The organism is Aquabacter cavernae (genome assembly GCF_003993795.1).
Lineage (GTDB): Bacteria > Pseudomonadota > Alphaproteobacteria > Rhizobiales > Xanthobacteraceae > Aquabacter > Aquabacter cavernae.
The window spans coordinates 447891-472196 of record NZ_RWKV01000017.1 but is presented as its reverse complement, the minus strand read 5'-3'; the positions used below and the strand labels follow the sequence as shown (position 1 = coordinate 472196).

21 protein-coding genes are annotated in these 24306 nt (G+C 66.4%); 5 read left to right on the top strand and 16 right to left on the bottom strand.

Features of this window, described 5'->3' with window-relative positions:
* The first annotated feature begins 150 nt into the window (after positions 1-150).
* On the top strand, positions 151-771 hold the full coding sequence (locus EJJ38_RS20090) for a TetR/AcrR family transcriptional regulator (RefSeq protein ID WP_127092196.1): 621 nt from the start codon (positions 151-153) through the stop codon (positions 769-771).
* Positions 772-773: 2 nt separating this feature from the next.
* On the opposite strand, the gene EJJ38_RS20085 is transcribed toward EJJ38_RS20090, so the two are convergent.
* On the bottom strand, positions 774-1658 hold the full coding sequence (locus tag EJJ38_RS20085; protein ID WP_127092195.1) for a LysR family transcriptional regulator: 885 nt from the start codon (positions 1656-1658) through the stop codon (positions 774-776).
* A gap of 94 nt (positions 1659-1752) precedes the next feature.
* Between EJJ38_RS20085 and EJJ38_RS20080 the strand changes: the two genes are divergently transcribed.
* Positions 1753-3246, top strand: a complete 1494-nt coding sequence (locus tag EJJ38_RS20080) for a CoA-acylating methylmalonate-semialdehyde dehydrogenase (RefSeq protein WP_127092194.1) — start codon at positions 1753-1755, stop codon at positions 3244-3246.
* A 104-nt stretch (positions 3247-3350) separates the two neighbouring features.
* Here EJJ38_RS20080 and EJJ38_RS20075 read toward each other — a convergent pair whose 3' ends face one another.
* From EJJ38_RS20075 to EJJ38_RS20030, 10 genes are all read right to left on the bottom strand, one after another.
* The gene (locus EJJ38_RS20075; RefSeq protein ID WP_127092193.1) at positions 3351-4394 is read right to left on the bottom strand and encodes a diguanylate cyclase; all 1044 of its coding nucleotides are present in this window, start codon (positions 4392-4394) and stop codon (positions 3351-3353) included.
* Positions 4391-4951 (bottom strand): chemotaxis protein CheB, encoded by a 561-nt coding sequence (locus tag EJJ38_RS20070; protein ID WP_127092192.1) that lies wholly within the window; start codon positions 4949-4951, stop codon positions 4391-4393. Before EJJ38_RS20070 ends, EJJ38_RS20075 begins: the two co-directional genes overlap by 4 nt.
* Positions 4948-5796, bottom strand: a complete 849-nt coding sequence (locus tag EJJ38_RS20065; protein ID WP_127092191.1) for a CheR family methyltransferase — start codon at positions 5794-5796, stop codon at positions 4948-4950. The genes EJJ38_RS20070 and EJJ38_RS20065 overlap by 4 nt, the downstream gene beginning before the upstream one ends.
* A complete protein-coding gene (locus EJJ38_RS20060; RefSeq protein ID WP_127092190.1) occupies positions 5793-9377 on the bottom strand; it encodes a response regulator in 3585 nt (1194 codons plus the stop codon). The genes EJJ38_RS20065 and EJJ38_RS20060 overlap by 4 nt, the downstream gene beginning before the upstream one ends.
* Positions 9378-9758: 381 nt before the next feature.
* Positions 9759-11165, bottom strand: a complete 1407-nt coding sequence (locus EJJ38_RS20055; protein ID WP_127092189.1) for an amidase family protein — start codon at positions 11163-11165, stop codon at positions 9759-9761.
* 148 nt (positions 11166-11313) lie between these two features.
* Positions 11314-12015, bottom strand: coding sequence for a cyclase family protein (locus EJJ38_RS20050; protein WP_127092188.1), 702 nt, complete (start codon positions 12013-12015; stop codon positions 11314-11316).
* Positions 12016-12281: 266 nt separating this feature from the next.
* Positions 12282-13034: an ABC transporter ATP-binding protein gene (locus EJJ38_RS20045; protein WP_205666224.1), complete on the bottom strand. Its 753-nt coding sequence runs from the start codon at positions 13032-13034 to the stop codon at positions 12282-12284.
* Complete coding sequence (locus EJJ38_RS20040; RefSeq protein WP_127092187.1) at positions 13031-14824, bottom strand: branched-chain amino acid ABC transporter ATP-binding protein/permease; 1794 nt, start codon at positions 14822-14824, stop codon at positions 13031-13033. Before EJJ38_RS20040 ends, EJJ38_RS20045 begins: the two co-directional genes overlap by 4 nt.
* A complete protein-coding gene (locus tag EJJ38_RS20035; protein WP_127092186.1) occupies positions 14821-15696 on the bottom strand; it encodes a branched-chain amino acid ABC transporter permease in 876 nt (291 codons plus the stop codon). Before EJJ38_RS20035 ends, EJJ38_RS20040 begins: the two co-directional genes overlap by 4 nt.
* A gap of 256 nt (positions 15697-15952) precedes the next feature.
* On the bottom strand, positions 15953-17149 hold the full coding sequence (locus EJJ38_RS20030; protein WP_127092185.1) for an ABC transporter substrate-binding protein: 1197 nt from the start codon (positions 17147-17149) through the stop codon (positions 15953-15955).
* Positions 17150-17450: 301 nt separating this feature from the next.
* Between EJJ38_RS20030 and EJJ38_RS20025 the strand changes: the two genes are divergently transcribed.
* Together EJJ38_RS20025 and EJJ38_RS20020 are read left to right on the top strand one after the other, a co-directional pair.
* Positions 17451-18413, top strand: a complete 963-nt coding sequence (locus EJJ38_RS20025; RefSeq protein ID WP_127092184.1) for a LysR family transcriptional regulator — start codon at positions 17451-17453, stop codon at positions 18411-18413.
* A 115-nt stretch (positions 18414-18528) separates the two neighbouring features.
* On the top strand, positions 18529-19452 hold the full coding sequence (locus EJJ38_RS20020) for a LysR family transcriptional regulator (protein WP_245454347.1): 924 nt from the start codon (positions 18529-18531) through the stop codon (positions 19450-19452).
* 64 nt (positions 19453-19516) lie between these two features.
* On the opposite strand, the gene EJJ38_RS20015 is transcribed toward EJJ38_RS20020, so the two are convergent.
* The 3 genes from EJJ38_RS20015 to EJJ38_RS20005 form a co-directional block, all read right to left on the bottom strand.
* Positions 19517-19906: a cupin domain-containing protein gene (locus EJJ38_RS20015; RefSeq protein ID WP_127092182.1), complete on the bottom strand. Its 390-nt coding sequence runs from the start codon at positions 19904-19906 to the stop codon at positions 19517-19519.
* A 35-nt stretch (positions 19907-19941) separates the two neighbouring features.
* Positions 19942-20361: a cupin domain-containing protein gene (locus EJJ38_RS20010; RefSeq protein WP_164738594.1), complete on the bottom strand. Its 420-nt coding sequence runs from the start codon at positions 20359-20361 to the stop codon at positions 19942-19944.
* Between the two features lie 137 nt (positions 20362-20498).
* Positions 20499-21506 (bottom strand): Bug family tripartite tricarboxylate transporter substrate binding protein, encoded by a 1008-nt coding sequence (locus tag EJJ38_RS20005; protein ID WP_127092180.1) that lies wholly within the window; start codon positions 21504-21506, stop codon positions 20499-20501.
* A gap of 366 nt (positions 21507-21872) precedes the next feature.
* Here EJJ38_RS20005 and EJJ38_RS20000 point away from each other — a divergent pair, with 366 nt between their 5' ends.
* Complete coding sequence (locus EJJ38_RS20000) at positions 21873-22925, top strand: AI-2E family transporter (protein WP_127092249.1); 1053 nt, start codon at positions 21873-21875, stop codon at positions 22923-22925.
* Positions 22926-22935: 10 nt separating this feature from the next.
* Here the strand turns inward: EJJ38_RS20000 and EJJ38_RS19995 are convergent, their stop codons facing one another.
* Together EJJ38_RS19995 and EJJ38_RS19990 are read right to left on the bottom strand one after the other, a co-directional pair.
* Complete coding sequence (locus EJJ38_RS19995) at positions 22936-23421, bottom strand: hypothetical protein (RefSeq protein ID WP_127092179.1); 486 nt, start codon at positions 23419-23421, stop codon at positions 22936-22938.
* A gap of 38 nt (positions 23422-23459) precedes the next feature.
* Positions 23460-24287 carry an alpha/beta fold hydrolase gene (locus EJJ38_RS19990; RefSeq protein ID WP_127092178.1) on the bottom strand — a complete coding sequence of 276 codons (828 nt, stop codon included), beginning with the start codon at positions 24285-24287 and terminating at the stop codon, positions 23460-23462.
* Positions 24288-24306: the final 19 nt, after the last annotated feature.

Below are 24306 nucleotides of genomic sequence, written 5' to 3'. Positions count from 1 at the left end.
GGATTCCATGCTGCAAAGCAAATCCCCGCTTGGTCGCTCTTCGTGGTTGCGCTATCGCAGACGGACAGTTGAGACACCCGTGCGCGTCGAAGAGGTCGAGGTTTGGACGACACAACCGGTGCCCCCGCAGAGCGCCCCAGGCGCCGTCACATGCGCGCGGCGGATCGAGAGCAGGCCATCATCGAGGAAGCGGTGCGCTTCTTCGCCGAGCACGGTTTCGAGGGCCAGACCCGCGAGCTGGCCAAGCGCATGGGCATCAGCCATTCGGCCATCTACCGGCACATTCCCAGCAAGGAAGTGCTGATCGAGCGGGTCTATGAGCACGTCTATCTCAGCCGCTGGTCGCCCGGCTGGGGCGCGCTGGTCACCGACCGGACGCGCACGCTGGAAGCCCGCCTCACCCAGTTCTATCTCGAATATGTGGAGCGGGTGTTCGACTATAACTGGGTGCGCATCTTCGCTTTTTCGGGCCTGAAATCCTTCAACATCACAAGCCGTTACCTCGTCATCGTGCGCGATCAGATCATCCTGCCCGCCTGCGCGGAGCTGCGCCACGAGCTGAAGCTGCCGCCCCCTTCCGAAGTGCCGGTGAGCGAGCGGGAGGCCGAGCTGTTCTGGGGGCTGCACGGGCGCATCTTCTACCTCGCCATTCGCCGCTACGTGTACGGCACGCCCACCCCTGACGACCTCACGCCCATGGTGCGCGACGCGGTGCGCCAGTTCCGGCGCGGTGCCCCGGCGGTGCTGAAGGACATTCTGGCCGAGGGGTGAGGTCAGCCGGTGAAGTGCGCCCGGTTGGCGCGCACCTCACCCGCGATGAAGCGGTCGGTCTCCGCGATGCGCCGCAGGTCCCGCATGTCCGCATGCACCACCAGCCAGTAGGTGCGCTCGAACCGCATGTCGGGGAGGATGCGCACCAGATCGGGATGGGCTGCGGCGGCATAGTCGTGCAGGATGCCGATGCCCGCGCCCGCCTTCACCGCCTCCAACTGGCCCACCGCGCTCGCGCACTCGAACCTGTGCCCGGCCACGTCCGACAGCGCGTCCATGTAGTCGAGGCCGGAACTGTAGGCGAGATCCTGTACATAGGTGATGAGGGTGCGCCCCGAGAGGTCCGCCTGCGTGTGCACCGGGCCGGTGGCGTCCAGATAGGTGCGGGAGGCATAGACGCTGAGCGAATAGTCCGTGAGCTTGCGCCCGAACAGCCGTCCCTCGTGGGGGCGGTCCAGGATGATGGCGATGTCCGCCTCGCGCTTCGAGAGCGAGAAGGTGCGGGGCAGGGGCACGAGCTGGAGCACGAGGTCGGGGTGTTGCCCGGCGAAACGGGCGAGGCGCGGGGCGAGGAAATAGGTGCCGAAGGCGTCCGGCGCGCCGATCCGCACGGTGCCTTCCAGCCGCAGGTCCGTGCCGCCCAGCGCAGACTGGGCTTTGAGCATCTCGCTTTCCACCCGCTCGGCCACGGGCAGGAAGCGCTCGCCCACGGCGGTGAGGGTGCAGCCGGTGGGGCGGCGCTCGAACACCTTGGCGCCGAAGTCCGCTTCCAGCCGGTTCAGTCGCCGCGTGACGGTGGCGTGGTCCAGGTCAAGGCGCTGGGCGGCCTGGAGAATCTGCCCGGCGCGCGCGACGGCGAGGAAGATGCGGGCATGGTCCCAGTTCATGGCACGCCTTTTTCCGCGGAATGACTGCTCCTTGGTAGGCGTTGATCCGCGCTCTTTCCAGAGCTTTTGTGCCTGCCACCTCAGGGAGGATGTCATGCAGACCATCGGCCACTTCATTTCCGGCAAGCCCGTCAGCGCGCCCGGCGGCGCGTCCGCCGCCACCTTCAATCCGGCGACCGGCGAGCAGGCCGGCACCGTGCTCCTCGCCGACGCCGCTCTGGTGGACGTGGCGGTTTCCGCCGCTGCCGCGGCCCTTCCGGCCTGGGCCGCGCTGCCGGCGCCCGCCCGCGCCCGCGTCATGTTCCGGTTCAAGGACCTGCTCGAAAAGCACATGGACGAGCTGGCCGGCATCATCACCCGCGAGCACGGCAAGACCTTCGACGACGCCAAGGGCGAGCTGGTGCGCGGCATCGAGGTGGTGGAATTCGCCTGCGGCATCCCGCATCTGCTGAAGGGCGAGTTCTCCGACCAGGTGGGCCGGGGCATCGACACCTTCTCCATGCGCCACCCGGTGGGCGTGTGCGTGGGCATCACGCCCTTCAACTTCCCGGCCATGGTGCCGCTGTGGATGTTCCCGGTGGCGCTCGCCTGCGGCAACACCTTCGTGCTGAAGCCCTCCGAGAAGGATCCGTCCTGCGGCCTGCGCCTCGCCGAGCTGCTGGCGGAAGCCGGCCTGCCCGCGGGCGTGTTCAACGTGGTGAACGGCGCCAAGGAGGCGGTGGACGCCCTGCTGGCCCATCCCAAGGTGGCGGCCGTGAGCTTCGTGGGCTCCACGACGGTCGGCGAATATGTCTATCGCACCGCCAGCGCCAACGGTAAGCGCGCTCAGGCGCTCTGCGGGGCGAAGAACCATCTGGTGGTGATGCCCGACGCCGACCTCGACAAGACCGTGGATGCGCTGATGGGCGCGGGCTACGGCTCGGCGGGCGAGCGCTGCATGGCGGTGTCCGTGGCGGTGGCCGTGGGCGGCGTCGGCGACGCGCTCATGGAGAAGCTGGTCCCGCGCGTGCGCGCCCTCAAGGTGGGCCCGGGCATGGACAAGGACAGCGAGATGGGTCCGCTCGTCACCAAGGAGCACCTGGCCAAGGTGACCGGCTATGTGGCCGACGGCGTGGCCGAAGGCGCGGACCTGGTGGTGGACGGGCGCGGCCTGAAGCTCCAGGGCCATGAGGGCGGCTATTACATCGGCGGCTGCCTGTTCGACAACGTGACCCCGGACATGAAGATCTACAAGGAAGAGATCTTCGGCCCGGTCCTCGCGGTGGTGCGCACCGACACGTTCGACGAGGCTCTGAAGCTGGTCAACGACCACGAATACGGCAACGGCGCCGCCATCTTCACCAATGACGGCGGCGCGGCCCGCGCCTTCGACTATGGCGTGGTGGCCGGCATGGTGGGCATCAACGTGCCGATCCCGGTTCCGATCGCCTATCACTCCTTCGGCGGCTGGAAGCGGTCCATCTTCGGTGATCGCAACGTCTATGGCCTGGAAGGCGTCGGCTTCTACACCCGCGTGAAAACCACCACGGCGCGCTGGCCGTCCGGCGTGCGCACGGGCGCCGAGTTCGTGATGCCCGTCCTGCGCTGATCGCGCGGCGCTGAAATAAAAAAAAGCGAGCGCCGGAAAGTCTCCGGCGCTCGCTGCGTTTCAGGGCCCCATTCAGGGCAGGGGCATGGAATGGGCGATGCGCCTCAGGCGCCTTCGCCCTCCGGCGCGGGGGCGAGGAGGGCGGTGCTCTTTCCGCCCTTCTTGGCCACATACATGGTCTTGTCCGCGATGCGGACCAGCTCCGCCTTGTCGCTGGAATGGAACGGATAGACGGCGACGCCGATGCTTGCCCCCACGGTCACCGTGACCTTCCGGTCGTCCGACGACACCGTGTAGGGAATGCTCAGGGTCTGAACCAGATCCTCGGCCTTGTGCAGGGCGATATCGGGCGCCGGTATGGCGGTGATGAGCACCGCGAACTCGTCGCCGCTGAGGCGGGCGATCACGTCCTCCTGGCGCACCGTGGCGCGCAGGCGATGGGCGATCTCCACCAGCAGCATGTCGCCCACCGTGTGGCCGAACCCGTCATTCACCTGCTTGAACCCGTCAATGTCGATATAGAGCAGCGCGAACTGCCCGCCATGGCGGTCCGTGAAGGCGGCCTCGCGCCCGAGATGGTCGAGGAAGAGGATGCGGTTGCCGAGGCCGGTCAGCGCGTCGTGCGTCGCCATGTGGCGGATCTGCTTCTCGATCCGCCGCCGTTCCTCGATCTCGTTTTCCAGCTGGCGGTTGCGCTTCTCCAGCTCTTCCAGCGCGGCGGTGAGGCGCAGCTTGCTCACATGCAGGTCGAGGAAGACCGTGACCTTGGAGAGCAGCACCGCGTCATTGATGGGCTTGGCGATATAGTCCACCGCGCCGAACGTGTAGCCCTTCAGCCGGTCCAGGTCGTCCAGATAGGCCGCGGTCACGAAGATCACGGGGATGGAACAGGTCCTGGGATCATCGGCCAAGTGCTTCGCCACCTCGAACCCATCCATGTCGGGCATGTGGGCGTCGAGCAGGATGAGCGCGAAATCATGGTCGAGGCATAAGACGAGGGCATCGTTGCCCGAGCTTGCCACGTAAAGGTCCGCCTTCACATGAGCCAGCAGTCGCCGCATCGCCGCGAGGTTCGCGGAGATGTCGTCCACCACCAGGATCTTGGGGCGCGGGGAGGTATCAGCAATGGAGGATGTAGGTAAGTTCATGGCCGGACATAAGAATTGATATGGGCTGCAAGGATGGCCGTGGGCGCGCAGATGTCGGCCCCGGCCTGTTCAATAGCGGCGAGCGGCATCGTGGGAACGATGGCCTCGTTCGGGTCCTGCACCAGAGCGAGCCCGCCCAGGCGCCGGATGGTCCGTAATCCCTCGGCGCCGTCGGCATTGGCGCCGCTGAGGACCACTCCGACCAGCTCGTCCCGATAAACCTCCGCCGCGCTGACGAACAGCACATCGATGGACGGTCGGGAAAAGCGGATCCGTTCATCGACAGAATAGGCGAAACGGCGATCCGGTTCGATAAGAAGATGGTAGCCGCTTGGGGCAACATGTACGACGCCCGGTTCCACCGGCATGCGCTCTGCGGCGATACGGACCGGAAGCGTGCAGGTGCGGGCAAGTCCTTCGGTCAAAAGGTCACCCATATTCTCCCCCACATGGCTCACGATGATGAGCGGCGCGGCAAGGCCGGGCTTCAGCAGGGGGAGCAGGTCATGCAGGGCCTGGGGGCCGCCCGCGGAACTGCCGATCACAATGACTGTCATGGCGGTTCGACCGGGCTGCGGAGGCGGAAAACGGATGGCGCCCCTTCCACGGGGCGGAACAGCGATGCACCCGCGACGCGCAAATTCTCGCGGTCGCCGACGCAGAGGAAGCCGCCGCGCACCAGCGTATCCGCAAACAGATTCAGCACGCGGGCCTGCAGGCGGTCGTTGAAATAGATCATAACATTGCGGCACAGGATCAGATGCGCCTCGCAGAATACACCGTCAGTGACCAGATTGTGCTCCGCGAACGTGACATTGTCGATAAGGCCCCGGTCAAGTTTCGCCCGCTCGTAACGGGCGTGATAATGGGCCGAGAGGCTCTGGGTGCCGCCGCTCTCAAAATAACGCCGGCTGGCATCGCGCATGTCCGACAGGGGGAAGATGCCTTCCTGGGCGCTGGCGAGCGAGGTTTCGGAAATGTCGGTGGCGAAGATCCGGCTCTTTTCGTAGAGCCCGGCTTCCTTCAGCAGGATCGCCAGGGAATAGACCTCTTCCCCGCGTGCACAGCCCGCCTGCCAGATGGTGATGCGGGCATAGGAGGCCAGAACCGGGAACACATGGGCCTTCAGGGCCCGGAAGATGGCCGGATCGCGAAAGAAGTCGGAGGCGGGCACGGACAGGCCGCCGATCACCTCGCCGATGCGCTCGGGCGAATGGAGAACGAGGGCGGTCAGCGCGCTGATGGTGCCGGTGCCGAACTGCTGCGCCAGATTGCGCACGCGGCGTGTCAGCGAGGTCCGGCCATAGTCACGGAAGTCATAGCCGTAGCGCCGGAGCATGGCCTCGATGAAGAGGTCGACCTCGATGGCTTCCAGCGCCAGATGGTCGTCTTCCTCGGTCATCTGTTGGGCAGCCAGGCGCGGATCATGGACAGAAGGCGCGGCACGTCGATGGGCTTCGACATATAGTCGCTCGCCCCCGCCGCGAGGCATTTCTCGCGGTCATCCTTCATGGCCTTGGCGGTGAGCGCGATGATGGGCAGCTTGGCGAAGATGCCGCCGCGCTTGCGGATCTCGGTCATGGCCTCATAGCCGTCCATGACCGGCATCATGATGTCCATGAGCACGATCTCCAGCTCGGGATGGGCATCGAGCTGCGCCAGCGCCTTGGCGCCGTCCTGGGCCAGGGTCACCACCATGCCCTTGCCGCGCAGCACCTTGGCCAGGGCATAGATGTTGCGCATGTCGTCATCCACCAGCAGCACCTGGCGGCCTTCCATGTCCCCATCGGGATTGGCGGGCAGGGCCATGGGCTCGTGGCGGACGCTGTGCAGGAACAGGCTCACCTCGTCCAGAAGGCGCTCGGGCGAGAGCGCGCCCTTGATGACGATGCTGTCCGTATAGCCCCGCAGGCGCAGGCTTTCCTCATTGGTGAGGTCGCGGCCGGAATAGATGACCACGGGCACCTGCCGGGGGCGCTCCGCGAGGCGTTCCAGCACATCGAAGCCGGACATGCCGGGCAGGCCGAGGTCGAGCACGATGCAGTCCAGATCGGTGTCCTCGATGCGCTCCACCGCTTCCTCGCCGCTGGCGGCGAAGACCACCTGCGTGCCGTCGCGCGACAGCAGCTTCTGGACGGCGATGCGGGAGGTCTCGTCGTCATCCACCACGAGGACGCGGCGCTGCCGGTCGGCGGCGAAATGGGTGAGGGCGGCCAGGGCCTCGGAAAGCTGGTCGGAGCTGACGGGCTTGGTGAGGAAGCCGATGGCGCCCATCTGCCGTCCGCGCGGGGCCTCCTCCAGCGCGGAGACGATGTGCACGGGAATATGGCGCGTGGCCGGATCCTGCTTCAGGCGCTCGATGACCGTCCAGCCGTCCATCTCGGGCAGCATGATGTCGAGGAGGATGCCCGTGGGCTTGTAGGCGCGCGCGAGGTCGAGCCCGCTCTGGCCGTCTATGGCCGCCAGCACCTGATAGCCCTTGCGCCGCACGATATTGGTGAGCGTGCGGGCGAAGACGGGGTCATCCTCGATGACGAGGATGCGCGCAACGTCGTCTTCCAGCACGTCCCGGTCATCCGCCACGGCGCGGACGGTGCGGGGCAGGAGCGGCTTCGGCGCGGGCCCCGTGGACGGGGCGGAAGCAGGGTGGTCGAATGCGTGCGCGGCCATGCCCTCCACCGATCCCACGGGCAAGGTGAGGCGGAAGGTGGTGCCTTCGCCCTCGGTGCTCTGCACGGTGAGGGTGCCGCCCAGCAGGGTGGCGAGGCTGCGGGAAATGGCGAGCCCGAGCCCGGTTCCGCCGAACTGGCGCCGGGTGCTGGCATCCACCTGCTCGAACGCCTCGAAGACGGCGTCGAGCTTGCCCGCGGGAATGCCGATGCCGGTGTCTGTCACGTCGAGCGCCAGGCCCTTTCCGTCGTCGGCGGCGGAGAAGGTCACTTTCACGAAGCCCTGGGCGGTGAACTTGAAGGCATTGCCCAGCAGGTTGTTGGTGATCTGCTCCAGCTTGCCGTCGTCGGTGATGATGGTGTCGGGCGTCCCGTCGGTGGATTGGATGGAGAAGTCGATGCCCTTCTCCTGCGCCACATGGCGGAAGTTGCGCTCCATGCGCTGGGCGAAGGCGGAGATGCGCACGGGCTCGCGCGCCAAGTCCATCTTGCCCGCCTCCACCTTGGACAGGTCGAGGATCTCGTTGATGAGGCGTAGCAGGTTCGAGCCGCTGGAATGGATGATGGAGGCGGATTCCACCTGCTCCTCGTCCAGGTTGCCGGAGCGGTTCTCGGCAAGGTCCTGGGAGAGGATGAGCATGCTGTTGAGGGGGGTGCGCAACTCGTGGGACATGTTGGCCAGGAACTGGGACTTGTACTGGTTGGCCCGCTCCAGGTCCGCTGCCTTGGTCTCGGTTTCCCGCTGGAGGGCCTCCAGGCGGCTCTTCTGCTCGGTCACCGCATCCGAATGCTGCTTCAGATCCTCGTTGGACTTCTGCAACTCCTGGGCCTGGACACGCAATTCCTCCTCGGAGGCGATGAGGCGCTGGGACTGCTGCTGGAGCTGGTCGTTGGTGACGCGCAGCTCTTCCTGCTGGACGCGCAACTCCTCCTCGGCCGCCTGCAGCTCCCGGGCCTGGCGCTGGCTGCTGTCCAGCAGTTCCCGGGTGCGCAGGGCCCGCATGAGATTGTCCATGGACAGGCCGACGACGATGGAGGCTTCCTCCACGAGGCGCTGGCGCACCGCGTCGAACGCCTCGAAGCTCGCCAACTCCAGCACGCCCAGCAGGCGGTCCTTCACCAGGACGGGCACCACCAGGATCGCGCGCGGGCTGGCCTCGCCGGTGCCGGAATGGATGCGGACGAAATCCTCGGGCACCGGCGAGAGGAGGATCGGCTTGCGCTCCAGCGCGCACTGTCCCACCAGCCCCTCGCCGATGCGATAGTCGGTGGTGAGGTGGCGCCGCTCGCGATAGCCGTAGGTCCCCAGCAGGTTCAGCTCGCCCTTGGTCTCGTCATGGGAGAAGAACACGGCCACACCCGCCTTGAGGCGGGGCGACAATTCCTGGAGCAGCACATTGCCGAAGGTCCGCAGGTCATCCGCTTGCTGGACCTTTGCGGAGAGGGCGGCGACGCCCGTCTTCACCCAGTCGTCATTGTAGGTGGCGACCGACATGTCCTTGAACACGCCGAGCGCGCGGCTGATGGTGCCCACCTCATCGCTGCGGTTCTGGTAGGGGATCTCGATGGAATGGTCGTGCCCGGCCAGCCGCTCCATCAGTTCCGCCAGATGGCGCAGCGGGCGGGCGATGAAGGCGCTGGCCATGAAGAAGGCGGCGATGCCGGCGATGAACATCAGCACGAGCGCGATGACGTTGATGTAAGTGAGCTGGGTTTCGCGCTCCTGGAGTTCTTCCCGCGCCGTCTTGAGGCGGGCATCCGCCACCTTGATCACGGTGTCCAGCGAGGCGACGATCCTGCGGCTGCCTCCCTCCTGAGTCTCGGCCATCAGGAAGGCGGCCAGGGACAGGTCGCGCTCGCTGGGATTGGCCACGCCGGCGCGCAGCCGCTCCGCCAGTTGCAGCAGGGGCAGGGCGGCGCCGCGCGACCATTGCTCGTTCGCGGTGGAGGCGCGCTCCACGGGCTGGTACAGCGCCGGGTCGTTTTCCAGCATATGGCGAAGCTCGGCAAAGGCCGTGCCCACCTCCACATTCGCGGCATCGAAGGTCTTCTGCGAGGTTTCGGTGCCCTCGAACACGAGCCGCAGCAGGGCAACCTGCCGGCGTGAGATGGTGCGCGCCGTGATGTTGGTCTGGTTGATGGCCTGGGCGAGATATTCGCCTTGCCGCTGGGTTTCCATGGCGGTCTGCACCGCAAGGGTGCTGTAGCCGAGGACGACCAGCAGAAGCCCGATCAGAAAGGCGATGACGACGGCCAGCTTCCACTGCACAGGCAGGTTGGCCATCCAGAAGCCGCGCGATTGTGTCTTCTGCATTTCCCTCTCCGGCCTCTCGCAACCGTTGGACGCTGTCGTTTTCCGCACCCCCTGCCCATCTGCCGGGGTGCCGGGCGCAATGTGTAGAAAAAAGGTTCCGGCAACGCGCACCCCGTTGCCGTGGGGCGCACTATGCCTGGATTTCTTCGGTGTATCCAACGAACCATGTCGGTATGATTTAAATCCGCTTCCTGCGGCTTTCAGGCGAATATTTCCGTGTATTTAATCCAGGATTGCATGTGCGGACACGCCAATGCCGCCCCGCTCCCGGCCGCGTGGGCGGAAGGCTAGGGGGCTGCATGTCCGGGGTAATTCCGGCCCGGAGAAGATCGGCGGCGGGGCTTGCGTCAGCGTGCGGTACGGGCCGACGGTGCGTCGGCTTCAGCCGGGGAAAGAGCGCACATTGTAGCCGGGCGGCTGCGCGCGCTCATAGGCGGCTGCGGCGCGCACCACGTCCGCTTCGCTATAGGTGCGCCCGACGATCTGCAGGCCCACTGGCATGCCATCGGCGGCGATGCCCGCGCACACCGCGCCCGCCGGCTGGCCCGTGAGGTTGAAGGGATAGGTGTAGAAGACCCACGAGACGAGGTTGCGGTCGGGCAGGGAGGGGGGAATGTCCAGTCCCGCATCCAGTGAGGTCACGGGCAGGACCGGCGAGACCAGCAGGTCGTAGCGCTCGAAGAAGAGCCGCATCTTCTCGCGTAGGGCGTAGCGCTCGAACACGCTGGTGTAATAGGCCCGCATCTCCTGGGAGAGGGCGCCTTCCAGAACATCAGCCACGGCGGGATCCAGCAGGTCGCGCTGGGTCTCCACGAAGGACCGTAGGCGGATGCCGACGCCCGCATAGAATTCGGCGGTCCACAAATCGGCGGGGTCGGTGTCGAAGACGGTCTCCACCTCCTCCACATGGCAGCCGAGATCCTGGAGCGTGCGGGCCGCCCGGCGGGTGATCTCCACCACTTCCGGGTCGGGGCGGGCGTAGCCCAGCGTGGGGCTGTAGGCGACGCGAAGCCCCGCCACCGATGCCTTGGCCGCGCCCAGCACGTCCGGCACCGGCCCCGCGACGCCGAACGGGTCGCGCCGGTCATGGCCGGCAATGGCCGAGAACAGGAGGGCCGCATCCTCCATGGAACGTGCGATGGGCCCCACATGGGCAAGGGTCGGGGTGGCGGAGGCGGGCCAGACGGGGACGCGGCCGAAATGCCCCTTCAGCCCGGCAAGGCCGGTGAAGGCGCAGGGGATGCGGATGGAGCCGCCGCCGTCCGTTCCCAGCGCGAAAGGGGTGATGCCCGCCGCCACGGACGCCGCCGCCCCCGCGCTCGATCCGCCGGGGGTCTTTGCGAGGTTCCAGGGATGGCGGGTGATGCCCGTGAGGGGGCTGTCGCCCACCGGCTTGCAGCCGAATTCGCTGGTGGTGGTCTTGCCGATGAGAATGCCGCCCGCCGCCTTCGCGCGTTCCACGGCGGGGGCGTCGGCGGCGGCCACGTTCCCGGCCATGGTTTTCGAGCCGGAGGCATAGGGCTTGCCGCCCACCGCCATGAGGTCCTTGGCCGAGAAGGGCAGGCCGTGGATGAGGCCGAGGGGAGCGCCCTTCATCACCGCATCCTCCGCCACGCGGGCGGCAGCCATGGCTTCCTCGGGCACGAGGAAGAAGAAGGCGTTGAGGCTGTCCTGCGTCGCCTGCGCCTTGTCCAGCGCGCGGCGCGTGAGGTCCACCGGGGAGATCTCCCGCGCGGCGATGCGGCGGCGCAGCTCCATGGCGCTCATGGTGTCGAATTCGGCGGACATGGCAGCCTCTCCGGCGTGTTCGGATGGATCGGGTCTTAATCCGTCTTCCCGTCGGTGCCGGGGCCGGATGGCGGGACAGTCCGCCACCCGGCCCCGGATTGCGCCGCCGTCAGGGCATGAGGCGCAATCCGACGGAAGGAAGGTCCGCTCAGGACTCCAGCAGGGCGAAGGCGCGGACCGGGGAGCCGGAGCCGCCCTTGAACTTCAGCGGTGCGCCGAAGAACTGGAACTCGCCCTTGCCCACCAGCTCTTCCAGGTTCACCAGCCACTCCCAGTGGCTCATGCCGAGGTCACGGCACAGGCGGTGCTGGGCGAAGATGTTGTCCGTGGGCTTGTCGGTGGAGGGGCCTTCCACGCCATGCATCTTGGAGCCGCGCTCATGCAGCCACTTGGTGGCCTCGGCGGTGAGCAGCGGGTTCTTCCAGACGGAATCCAGGGACGGATAGTTGCGGTTGTGGAAGCCCGTGCACAGAAGCACGATGTGCCCGTCCACCTTCACGCCGGCCGCCTTCTCCGCCGCTTCCATGTCGGCCACGGTGATATCGCCGAGATCGGGGATGTGGCGCAGGTCGAAGCACACCGCCTTGCCCATGAACATCTCCAGCGGCATCTCGTCGATGGGCGCGCCATCGGGATTGACGTGGCGATAGGCGTCCACATGGGTGCCCACATGGTCGAGCATGGCGATGAAATTGGTCTGGAAGGTCATGGCGTCGCCGGGCACGCCGAGGTCGAACGACTTGGAGCTTTCGTGGCTGAGATGGGTGGTGATGACCGGCCGCTGAAACATCTTATGGGCCGGCATGTTGTCCTCGATGAGGAGGGAGAGGTCGATCACTTTCTTGGCCATGTCAGGCTCCTTTGGGCAGGCTTGGGGTGAAGAAGGCGAGGGGGGTCGTTCGCCCGGAAGGGACGTTCCGGCGGCAGGGCCGCCAGGGTTCGGGATCAAGGACCCGGCGGCTGGCCGCCGGGCGGATCGCGCTTTGAGCCGGATGTGTTGAGATGGAATCGCTCTGCGATCCCGTCTCAACACTGAATCCGCCTCATTTCAAAAAGTGAGAGAGCGATTCACCGTTCAGGTGGAAGCAGACTGCTTCCATCTGAACGGATCGCGCTCTAGGCGGCGCGCGGAGCCTTCTTGCCGAGGAAGGCGGCCATCACCTCCGGGTCGCGGGCCAATTCCGCGGCGGGGCCGGAGCGGGCGACGCGGCCATTGGCGATGACATAGGCCGCGTCGGCGATGGCGAGGGCATAGGAGGCGAGCTGCTCCACCAGCAGGATGGTGAGCCCGGCCTTGTTGAGGTCGGTGAGCACGCCCATGAGCTGGTCCACGATCTTCGGCGCGAGGCCCAGCGACAGCTCGTCGATGATGAGTAGCTCGGGATCGCCCATGAGGCCGCGTGCGATGGCGAGCATCTGCTGCTCGCCGCCGGACATGGAGCCCGCCTGCTGGGCGAGGCGTTCCTTCAGGCGCGGGAACAGGGTGAGGACCCGCTCCAGCGCCGCGCGCGCCTTCTCGCCCTTCAGGCCGCCATGGGCATAGGCGCCGAGGATCAGGTTGTCCTCGACGCTCTGGTCGGGGAAGAGGAGGCGGCCTTCGGGCACCATGACGAGGCCGCGCGCCACCTTCTTGTGGGCAGGCAGGCGCGTCGTGTCCTCGCCCTTGAAGGTGACGGTGCCGCCGGAGGGGCGCACGAGGCCGGAGGCGCCGCGCACCAAAGAGGACTTGCCCGCCCCGTTATTGCCGATCACCGCCACCAATTGCCCGCGCCGCACGGTGAGCGAGATGTCGCGCACCGCCACCGCCGCGCCGTAGCGCAGTTCCAGGCTCTTGATGTCCAGAAGGGTCTCGCTGATGGGTCCGCTCATGCCACCTTCTCCCCTTCCGCGCCGTGGAGCGAGGTGCCGAAATAGGCCTCGATCACCTTGGGGTCGTCCTGCACCACGCTGGGCGTGTCGCTGGCGATGACCTGCCCGTAGTCGAGGACGGTCACGGTGTCCGCCACCGCCATGATCAGGTCCACATGGTGCTCGATGAGCAGCACCGAGATGCCCAGCGACGCAATGCGCCGGATGACCGCCTCGAGGTCGTCGATCTCTTGGGTGGTGAGACCGGCAGCGGGCTCGTCCAGCAGCAGCAGGCGAGGCTTGGCGGCAAGCGCGCGGGCGATCTCCAGCCGCCGCTGGAGCCCGAAGGGCAGGAAGCGGGCAGCCTCGTTCGCGTAGTCTTCCAGCCCCACGAAGGCCAGCAGGCCGATGGCCACCCGGCGCGCCTCCGCCTCCTCGCGCCGCATGCGCGGGGTGCGCAGCACCGCATCCACCACCGAATAGGTGAGGCGGCGCTGATAGCCGGCGATGACATTCTCCAGCACGGTCATCTCGCCGAACAATTCCGTGTTCTGGAAGGTGCGGGAGAGGCCGACGCGGGCGATCTGGTGGGACTTCAGGCCGGTGAGCGTCACCCCGTCCAGTTCACAATCGCCCTCCGCCGGACGGTAGAAGCCGGAGATGGTGTTGACGAAGGTGGACTTGCCGGCACCGTTCGGGCCGATGAGCGCATGCACCTCGCCGCCCTTCACCCGCACGGAGGCGTTGGACAGCGCGGTGAGGCCGCCGAAGCGCACCGTGAGGCCGCGCGCCACCAGTTCCGCGGCCAGCGCCTTGTCCGGCTGGCGCAGGCTCTCCTCGGCGGGCACCGCACCGACGATGGAGACGGCCCGGGCGGTCGGCCGGAACCGCTTCACCAGTCCGGCGAGGGTGCCCAGGATGCCCTTGGGCAAAGCGAACATGACCAGCAGCAGCAGCGCGCCATAGGCAAACTTCTGCCAGAGGGCGAATTGCTGGAGCAGTTCCGGCAGGTAGGTGAGGAGATACGCCCCCAGAACCGGCCCGAACGTGGTGGCCGCGCCGCCCAGGATGACCATGAGCAGGAAGCGCACGCTGTCGGAGAAGGTGAAGATGTCGGGGGAGATATAGGCGTTGAGGAAGGCGTAGAAGGTGCCCGCGAGGCCCGCCGTCACGGCCGCCACCACGAAGGCGAGGGTGCGCACGCCGGTGGCGTCGATGCCGAGCGCCCGCGCCGCCGTCTCGCTCTGCGACACCGCCAGCATGGCGCGGCCGAAGCGCGAGGTCTTCAGGTTGTGGGTGGCGAGGGTGGCGAGGAACAGCGTCACCGCCAGCACGCCGTAGAAGGCGTAGCCCGACAGGCGCCAGCCGAAGGCGTTGGGGGCGGGGATGGAGGTGATGCCCGTGGTGCCGCCCGTGAGCGACTGCCACTCGATGGCGACATTCTCCACGATGATGCCGAAGGCGATGGTGACCACGGCGAGATAGACGCCGCGCACGCGCACCGTGGGATAGGCCAGCAGCACCCCGAACAGCCCGGCCACCACGGCGGCGGCGAGCGAGGCCGAGATCATGTCGAACCCGGCGCGGGTGGCGAGGATGGCGCCCGTATAGGAGCCGAGCGCGAACAGGCCGGCCTGGCCGAGGGAGACGAGGCCCGTGAGCCCCACCAGAACGTTGAGCCCGACCGCGATCACCCCATAGATGAGGAACAGCATGAAGAGCCGCAGCTCGTATTCGTTGCCGGCCATGACCGGCACGGCCACGAGCCACGCCGCGAAGGCGAGGAAGCCGAGAGTATGGAGGTGTTTCATACCTTCATGACCTCCTTCTTGCCGAAGAGGCCCTGCGGGAAGGCGAGCAGGACCAGGATCATGACGGAGAAGCCGATGATCTCGCGGGCCGCGGTGGAGATGTAGCCCTCCACGAATTTCTCCATGACGCCGAAGGCGAGGCCCGCAATCACCACGCCGGGGGCCGAGGTGATGCCGCCGATGATGGCCACCGCGAAGCCCTTCAGGCCGATGAGCGCGCCCATGGTGGCGGAAGCCTGGATCACCGGGGCCACCAGCACGCCCGCCGCCGCGCCGAACAGGGCGGACAGGCCGAAGGAGAAGGCGACGATGCGGTCCACGTCGATGCCCACCAGCGCCGCTGCGCGCTTGTCATGGGCCACCGCCTGCATGGCACGGCCGATGAGGGTGCGCTTCTGCATGAGCTTCAGGCCCGCCATGGCGATCAGCGCCACCACCGGGATGAGCAATTCCTGCGGATAGACGCCCGCGCCGAAAATATGCACCGCCTGCGCCACGCCGGGGGAGGGCAGGGCGCGCGAGAAGCCGCCGAACTGCATGGTGGCGAGGCTCTCGATCATGATGCCGACCGCGATGGTGGTGAGCATCCAGCCGATGGAGGTGGCGCCGCCCAGGAAGGGGCGCACCGCGAAGCGCTCCAGCAGCACGCCGAACACGCCGCCCGCCACGATGGCGAGGAGGCAGGCGAGCCAGAGCGGCAGCCCCACGTCGATCCCGATCACCGCCAGGACGGCGCCGATCATGAGCGTGTCGCCATGGGCGAAGTTCACCGCCTTTGCCGCGCTCCACATGATGTGGAAACCGAGCGCCACCAGGGCATAGATGCCGCCGATGGCAAGGCCCGAGAGGGTATATTGAAGGAAGGTTGTCATCGCGCCGCCCGTGTGATGGCTGCCATGGATGTGGGGTTGGGGGCGCCCGCCGGGCGAGGCCCCCTCCCCACCCCTCCCCCGCAAGCGGGAGAGGGAGCAGGGCGCTCCGGCAGGCAACATGGTGCCGCGCCGAGGCATATGTGTGAGGACTTCCGATACCGCGCGACCGGTTCCCTCTCCCGCTTGCGGGGGAGGGATAGGGAGGGGGAAGGCGAGGTCTCGGAGGTGAGCGGGAGGGCCGGAGCGGCCCGCCCCCTCAGTTCGCCTTGCCGTACTTGGTCTGCTCCAGGGGCAGCAGCTTGCCGTCCACCCACACCGTCAGCTTGTAGTATTTGGGCAGGATGGCGTCCTGGCGCTCCGGGTCGGAGGCAACGAAGGCGGGTTTATATTCCGCGACGATGCCGTCCATGTTCACCGTGTAGAGGGCGTCATGGACCTTCTTCCAGTCGAAGGCGCCGGCCTTCTTGATGGCGTCGGCCAGGATATAGACCGCGTCATAGGCGTTGGCGACGCCGGAGGGCATCTTCACCTCGGACGGATCCTTCAGGTTGTACTTGGCCTTCAGCTTGTCCCAGAGGGCCTTCTTCTTGGGATCCATGTCGCCCATGAAGGTGAAGGTCTGCACCACCTGCACGCCGTCTGCCAGCGGGCCGGCCAGTTCGCCGAGATTACCGGCGATGCCCCAGGCGCCGATGACGGTGGGCTTGTAGCCGACCTTGTCCATGGAGCGCAGGATCTGGTTGCCTTCCCGGTCCAGGGCCCAGAACAGCACCACGTCGGCGCCCGCGTCACGGGCGCGGATGACCTGGGGGCTCATGTCCGGGTCGTTCCAGTTGAAGGTCTCCAGGGCCACCAGTTCCTTGCCGGCCTTGGCCATGGCGTCCTTCACGTCCGGCACGGCGCCGTTGCCCCAGCCGGTATTCTCATAGAAGAACGCGATCTTGCCGGTCTTGGAGGCTTTCAGCGCCTGCTCCACCAGGAAGCGGGCCACCCACTTGTCCTTCGCCGAGACGCGGAACATGTAATTGGGGTTGGCGCCGTTCTCCACGGCCTTGGTGTTGGCGGCGAGCACGCCGAGATAGGGGATGCCGATCTCGTTCACCACCTGGGCCTGGGCCACCGCCACCGTGGAGTGGTAGCCGCCGAGGATGGCGACGCACTTGTCGGACATGGCGATGCGGCGGGTATTATCCACGCCGCGCGGCGGGGCGCCGGCATCGTCATACTGGACGAAGCGCAGCTTCTGCCCGAGCACGCCGCCCTTTTCGTTGATCTCGTCGATGGCGATCTCGGCACCCATCTTGATGGCCATGCCGCCGAAGGCGGCGGGGCCGGTGATGGCGGCCGAATTGCCGATGCAGGGTTGCTGCTGGGCAAGGGCCGTACCGGACGACAGGGCGAGCGCGAGCGTTGCGGCCAGGACGTGGCCGCGCAAAATCTTATCCGGAAGCATTGTGTTCCCCTGCTGGTCTACAGGATTTCTGACCGTGGTTCGGCCTATTCGTCTCATCTGCGAAGACAACGCTCGATCATAAGGGGTGCGATGACAAAGACCGAATTCCAATCATTGATATAGGTAGAACCTATTGATTGGCATGATAGGCAATTCGTATCTCTGGAATTATGATATAAATATATGATTTTATTAGATAATTTTTTCCGACATGCGCATAGTTTGTGCACATGATGATTATTCAAGCAAGTTGACAAATTCCTCCGACCTTCCAAATGATGCGGCATCAGACAGGTGGCGTATGGACTTTCGACAGCTCAAATACTTCGTTCAGATTGCAGAGAACGGAAATTTCTCGCGGGCGGCGGAGGTCCTTCGGATCTCGCAACCATCCCTCAGCCAGCAGATGAAGCATCTCGAAGAAGAGCTGGGCGTTGACCTTCTGGTGCGCCACGCGCGCGGCGTGACCACCACCGAGCTTGGACAGCAATTTTACGACCATGCCCGCCGCATCCTGCAGGAGGTGGACCGGGCGAAGGACGTGATCCGCTCCCAGTCCACCAATCCCTCGGGCCGGGTCTCCGTGGGCCTGCCCACCTCCGCTTGCCGGGGCTTGTCGCATCCGCTGTTCCAGGCCATCGCCCGGCGCCAGCCCAACATCACGCTCCATCTGGTGGAGGCCATGACCTCCTATCTGGACGACTACATCCAGGCCGGGCGCCTGGACGTGGCGCTGCTCTATGACCACAAGGCGTTCGAGCATGTGGCCTGGACGGAGATGATGAGCGAGGACCTCATGCTCTGCGTCGCGCCGGACCATCCTTTGGCCAGCCGCGATGCCATCGGCTTTGGCGAGTTGCTGGAGCATCTCGTGGTGCTGCCCGGCCGCCCCAATGTGCTGCGCACGGTCATGGAGCAGCATGCCGCCCGGCATAACGGCACCCTCAACGCCATCGATTGCGACAGCCTTCCGGCCATCGTGAAGATGGTGTGCTGCTCGGGGCATGCGGCGGTGATGCCCCATTTCGCCTTCACCGAGGAGATCGGCCACGGGCAGGTGGTGGCGCTGCCCATCGTGGATCCCACGCCCTCCTGGCGCCTCTCCGTGGTGGTCTCCCAGCGCACCATGAATGTGCGCGGCAGCCAGGCGGTGGCCGAGGTGCTGGCGGACGTGATCGCCGGCATGGTTGAAGCGGGCGCCTGGCGTGCGCGCCTTCTGGGCGGGAAGACCCGGGCCGAGCTGATGCGCCATTCGGCGCGATAGCGCCTGCCTCTCCTCTCCCCTTCTGGCGCCCGGCGCCGTTCTGCGGAAAGATGCCGGAATCAGGGAGCCAGAGCCTTGGGGCCGCAGCGCCTCGGAGGCAGGAACGGAGGGGTCGGTGTCGGATAGCCTGCGGGGCATCCGCCTGTTTGTGGCGGCCTATGAGGAACGCTCCTTCACGGCTGCCGCCAAGCGCGAGAACGCCACCCAGTCGGGGGTATCCCAGCATATCCGCAAGCTGGAGGAGGGATCGGGGGTCCGCCTGTTCATTCGCGGCGCCTCCAGCGTGAGCCCCACGCCCGCGGGCGACGGCTATTACCGCAAATGCCTGGACATTCTGCGCGTCCATCAGGAAGCCGAAACCGCCCTGCATGCCTACGACGAGGGCTTTTCCGGCGAGATCCGCGTGGGCATTCCCCCCACCTTGATCCGCCGGGCCATCGCGCCCGCGCTCTCGCGCTTCCTCGATCTCAACCCCAACATCATCGTCGATGTGACGGAGGCGGAAAGCGCCATCCTCACCCGGCAGGTGCTGGCGGGCGAGCTGGACTTCGCGGTGGTGCCCGCCTTGCCCAATCCGCTGGGCCTGAAGGTGGGGCGTTTCCTGCGCACGCCGGAGGTGCTGGTCTCCTCCAAGCAATCGCGCCTGGAGCCCCTGGTGCCCATCCGCCTCAGGGATCTCGGCCCCATCCGCGTGGTGCTGCCCAAGCCGCAGAACACGCGGCGCACCACCCTCGACACCTATTTCGTGTCCGCCGAGGCCCGCATCCAGCGCTATGTGGAGCTGGACGCCATGCTCGGCACCCTCGACATGGTGCTTTACGGCGACTGGTTCACCATCCTGCCGGGGGTGATGTTCACCCCGCTCAACAACCAGGACCGCTTCAAGCTCAATCCCTTGTGCGATCCGCCGCTGTTCACGGAACTGGTGGTGATCGAGCCCGCCCGCCGTTCCCTGGCGCCGGCAGCGGAAGCCTTCTGCGCGCTGCTGAAGCTGGAGAGCGAACGCATCAACGCCATCTGGACCGAACCGGCCGCCTGACAAAAAAAAGGCGGCCGACGGGCAAGGCCGCCGACCGCCAGGAGGACACGAGGGAACCTGCGCGTCAGACGACTTCCGCGAGGCGGGCCTTGAGCCCCGCCACATCCTTGGCCTGGTTGTAGTCCTGGCTCAATTTTCCGTCGCCCACGGGGCTCTTGCAGGCGAAGAACACGGCGGGCGCTTCCACCACTTTCAGGCCGTGTTCCACATTGCGCGGAATGTGCACGATGTCGCCCTGGCCGATCACCTTCGCCTCGCCGCCGAGGATGAAATTCACCTTGCCGGAGAGCATGAGGATGAACTGCTCCTCATTGGGGTGGAAATGCGGGTCGGGGCCTTCGCCCATGCCGTAGGTGACGATGCCGATCTTGATGAACTCGCCGGCCACCATCTTCTTGGGCGGGCCGAACGTGTCCTCGGAATTGTCCATGTTGTCGATGCTGTAGAAGGGCATGGAAGCCTCCGTGGGTTGGAAATGCGCCGGAGGCGTCAGGAGATGTACTTGATGCCGTGCAGGCCGTGGGAGCTGTCCTTGCAGGTGAAGAACAGCGCATCCTGGCCGGGGCTGGCGCCGCCCTGGTGCACGGTGTTGGCGGGGATGTAGATCACATGGCCCGGCCCCACCTTGTGGGTCTGGCCTTCCAGGCGCATCTCGAACTCGCCTTCCACCACGAAGATCCACTGCTCGTTGGGGTGGGAGTGGGGCTCGCCCATCTTGCCCGCGGGGGCCCGCATGAGGGCCACGATCATCCGCTCGCCCTCCACGCATCCGCCATAGACCGGCGAATAGTCGGGGCCGCCCATGATCTCGTTCACGCGGCGCATGTCGAAGACGAATTCTCCGTCACGGGCACGGTGGGCGCCGGGCGTGCGGGCGCTGGTGTCCTTGGTGGCGACAGCCTGTTCCATCGGTTTCTCCTTGAGATGGGGTGGGGATCGGAAAAGCGGCGCCCATGCCGGCGGCTCCGGTTCGGTGCCGCTCAGGTCAGGCATCGCCGCACGGGCTAGGCGTGAGGCCATGAGCCGGGCTCATGGCCGCGCCGGGATCAGTCCAGCGCCACCTTCACGTCGGTGACGATGCGCCGCCACTTGGCGAACTCGGCCTTCTGCCAGGTCTGCGCGTCGGCGAGCGACTTGGAGGTGGAGATGATGACGCCCGCCGGCTGGAGGATCTTGGCCGACTGCTCGGAATGCATCACCGAAGTGGCCGCCTTGAAGAGCGTATCCACGATGGGTTCCGGAGTTCCGGCGCGCACATAGAGCGCCTGCCACTGCATGGTGCCGATATCGGCGAAGCCGATTTCCGCCATGGTGGGCACGTCCGGCATGGTGGGCAGGCGCTTGTCCGAGACAACGGCCAGGGCACGCAGGCGGCCGGCCTTCACCATGCTCTCGGCGGTGGCCGCATTGACGAAGCCGTACTGGGTCTCGCCGGAAATGAGGCTGGTCACCATTTCCGCGGCGCCGCCCTTCAGGGGCACATGCACCACGTCGATGCCGGCGGCCCGGTTCAGGATCTCGGTGTCGAAATGAGGATAGCTGCCGAGGCCGCTGGTGGCGTAGTTCAGCTTGCCGGGATTCTTCTTCGCATAGGCCACCAGTTCGGCGAAGGTCTTCGGCTCAAAATTGACCGTGGTGGCGACGAGCGCTCCGGGCACTTCCGCCAGCTTCGTGACGACCCGCATGGACTCGTCATAGTTGAAGGTCATCTTCTTCGAGAAGAGCAGCGGCGTGATCGTGTTGGTGGAGACGTTGCCGATGAACAGCGTGTAGCCGTCCGCCGGCTGGCGCACCACGTCCTGCATCCCCGTCAGCCCGAACGCGCCGGGCTTGTTCATGACCACGAAGCTCTGGTTCAGCGTCTTGCCCAACTGGTCGGCGAGGGTGCGCCCGACAATGTCGGTGGCCCCGCCCGGCCCGTAGGGCACGACGATGGTGACCAGCCGGTCGGGATAGGTCTGCGCGCTTGCCGCGCCGGCAGCGAAGCTGCAGGCGGCGATGGCGACGGCCGCATGTGTCAGGCCCTGTTTCAGGGCGCGGTGAATGGCGTTCATGTTCCCTCCGTTGCGCCTTATCTTGTCTCGCCAGGCTTTGAATGCTCCGGCGCGAAGGCGTCATCTTGAAAATGATCTCGAAAGACATAGGGGATACACCCGTTTATCAATCGATCATTGGTTGTGACGGTAGGAATTTTGAGGAAGAAGCGCCAATTATATTTTTTGGCTCTGCCGATCACGGATGGTTATGCTGCGCAGCGGAAAAATCGCTGCCCGCGACACGGCAATTAGAGGGGCCTCGCTGTGGGGCGGGCCATCATGGTGCTTGCAGGCGCGCGGCTGCGGCTGCGAAGTGAAGCGCCGGGCGCGGTACGATTCCCGCCGGGCAGCAACGGCAAAGGCAGGCGGCATTCCATGCGCACCATGAATCTCCAGACCGTGAGCTTCCTCACCGTGGTGGTGCTGGTGACGGTGCTCTTCTTCTGGCTGCTCGTGCCCTTCTACGGCGCGCTCCTATGGGCGGTCATCCTCGCCATCCTGTTCAATCCGCTCCAGAACTGGCTGGTGCGGGTGCTGGGCGGGCGGACCAATCTGGCGGCGGGCCTGAGCGTGCTCGCCTGCATCTGCATCGTGATGATCCCCGGTGCGTTCATCCTCGCCTCCCTCGCCCAGGAGGCGACCTCCCTCTACAACCAGATCGCCACCCGCACCTTCGATCCGGCGCAGATGGCGGATCGTTTCCGCGGCGCCCTGCCGGAATTCCTGCGGGATCTGCTGCCGCCGTTCAGCCTGGACGGGTTCCGCCAGATCGAGGCGCGCCTTGCCTCCATGCTGGGGCAGGCGTCGCAGGTGGTCGCCGCCAGCGCGCTGAGCATCGGCCAGGGGACCGCCCAGCTCTTCATCAGCCTGGGGGTGATGATCTATGTGCTGTTCTTCCTGTTCCGCGACGGGACGGGGCTGGCGCAGCGGATCCGCGAGGCGAGCCCGCTGAGCCCGCGCCACACGGACGACCTGCTGGGCAAGTTCTCCGACGTGATGAAGGCCACGGTGAAGGGCAATGTGATCATCGCCGTGATCCAGGGCGCCATTGGCGGCGTCGCCTTCTGGATGCTCGGGATCGAGGCGGCCCTGCTGTGGGGGGTGCTCATGGCCATGCTCTCCTTGGTGCCCGCCGTGGGCGCCTTCCTCATCTGGGGGCCGGCGGCGCTCTACCTGCTGGCCACCGGGCAATATCTGAAGGGCACCATCCTTCTGTGCATCGGCCTGTTCGTCATCAGCCTCATCGACAACCTGCTGCGCCCGCCTCTGGTGGGGAAGGGGACGCGGCTGCCGGACTATGTGGTGCTCGTCTCCACCCTTGGCGGACTGTCGCTGTTCGGTATGAACGGCTTCGTGGTGGGCCCCCTGATCGCCGCGCTGTTCGTGGCGGTGTGGTCGCTGTTCGCGCAGGATCAGGGGCGGGCTGGGCAGCCCTGAGGGCCGCGCCTCACCGGATTTGCGGGCGGCGGGCGGAAAACCAGCCGATCAGGATGGCCGCCACCAGCACCACGATCTGCGCGGCGAGGAAGGGCGGTTCGCTCTGGGTGGGCGCCAGCGGCTGGAGCGCGGGCAGCTTCTGGAAGGACTGCACCACCAGCACCACCAGATTGAGATACAGCGCCAGCGTCGCGGTCACCGCATAGAGGATGGTGGCGATGCGGCTGCGTCCGCGTGCCGGCAGGGCGGCGAGGGCCGCGGCCAGCAGCACCAGGGAGACCACGCCGAACACGAAGGCGGGCGTGACCACGCTGAACGGGAACAGGAAGCCCGTGATGCTGGTGAGCGCGGTGGTGATGAGGAAGGCCGCCTGCCAGCCGGGCAGCCAGCGCCCGGCGGCGAGGGCAGGCATGGCCACGAGACCGGTGGCGATGCCCAGCAGGCTGACCGCCACATGCACGGTCAGCAGGGTTTCGATGGAAAGCCCGGGGATCATGGGAAATCTCCTTCCAGATATCGCCGCATGCGGCGCGTTCAGCCCTTGATGAAGGCGAGCAGGTCGGCGTTGAAGCGGTCCTGGTGGGTCTGGGTGAGGCCGTGGTCGGCGCCCGCATAGACCTTGAGTTCCGCATGGGGGACGAGCTTGGCCGTGGCCAGCGCCGAGGCGCCGATGGGCACGATCTGGTCGTCATCGCCATGCAGGACGAGGGTGGGCTTGTCGAAGCGCTTGAGGTCCGCGTGGAAGTCGCTTTCCGAGAAGGCGCGGATGGAGTCGAGCTGGCCCTTCAGGCCGCCCATCATGCCCTGCAGCCAGAAGCCCTCGCGGATGCCCTCGGACACCACCGCGCCCGGCCGGTTATAGCCGTAGAAGGGGATGGTCAGGTCCTTGAAGAACTGGGAGCGGTTATCGAACGTGCCCTTCCGGATGCCGTCGAACACCTCCAGCGGCAGGCCGCCGGGATTGGCCTCGGTCTTCAGCATGAGGGGCGGCACCGCGCCGATGAGGGCGATCTTGGCGACCCGGTCCGTGCCGTGGCGGCCCACATAGCGGGTGACTTCGCCGCCGCCCGTGGAATGGCCCACCAGGATCGCGTCCTTCAGGTCGAGCGCGGTGATCAGCTCGGCGAGGTCGTCGGCATACTGGTCCATATTGTTGTTGTCCCACACCTGGTCCGAGCGGCCGTGGCTGCGGCGGTCATGGGCGATGGTGCGGAAGCCGTGGGCGGCGAAGAACACCATCTGGGCGTCCCAGGCGTCTGCGCTCAGCGGCCAGCCATGGGAGAAGACGATGGGCTGGGCGTCCTTCGCGCCCCAGTCCTTGAAGAAGATGCGGGTGCCGTCCTTGGTGGTGATCGTGGCCATTGTGGTGATCCTTCAGGTG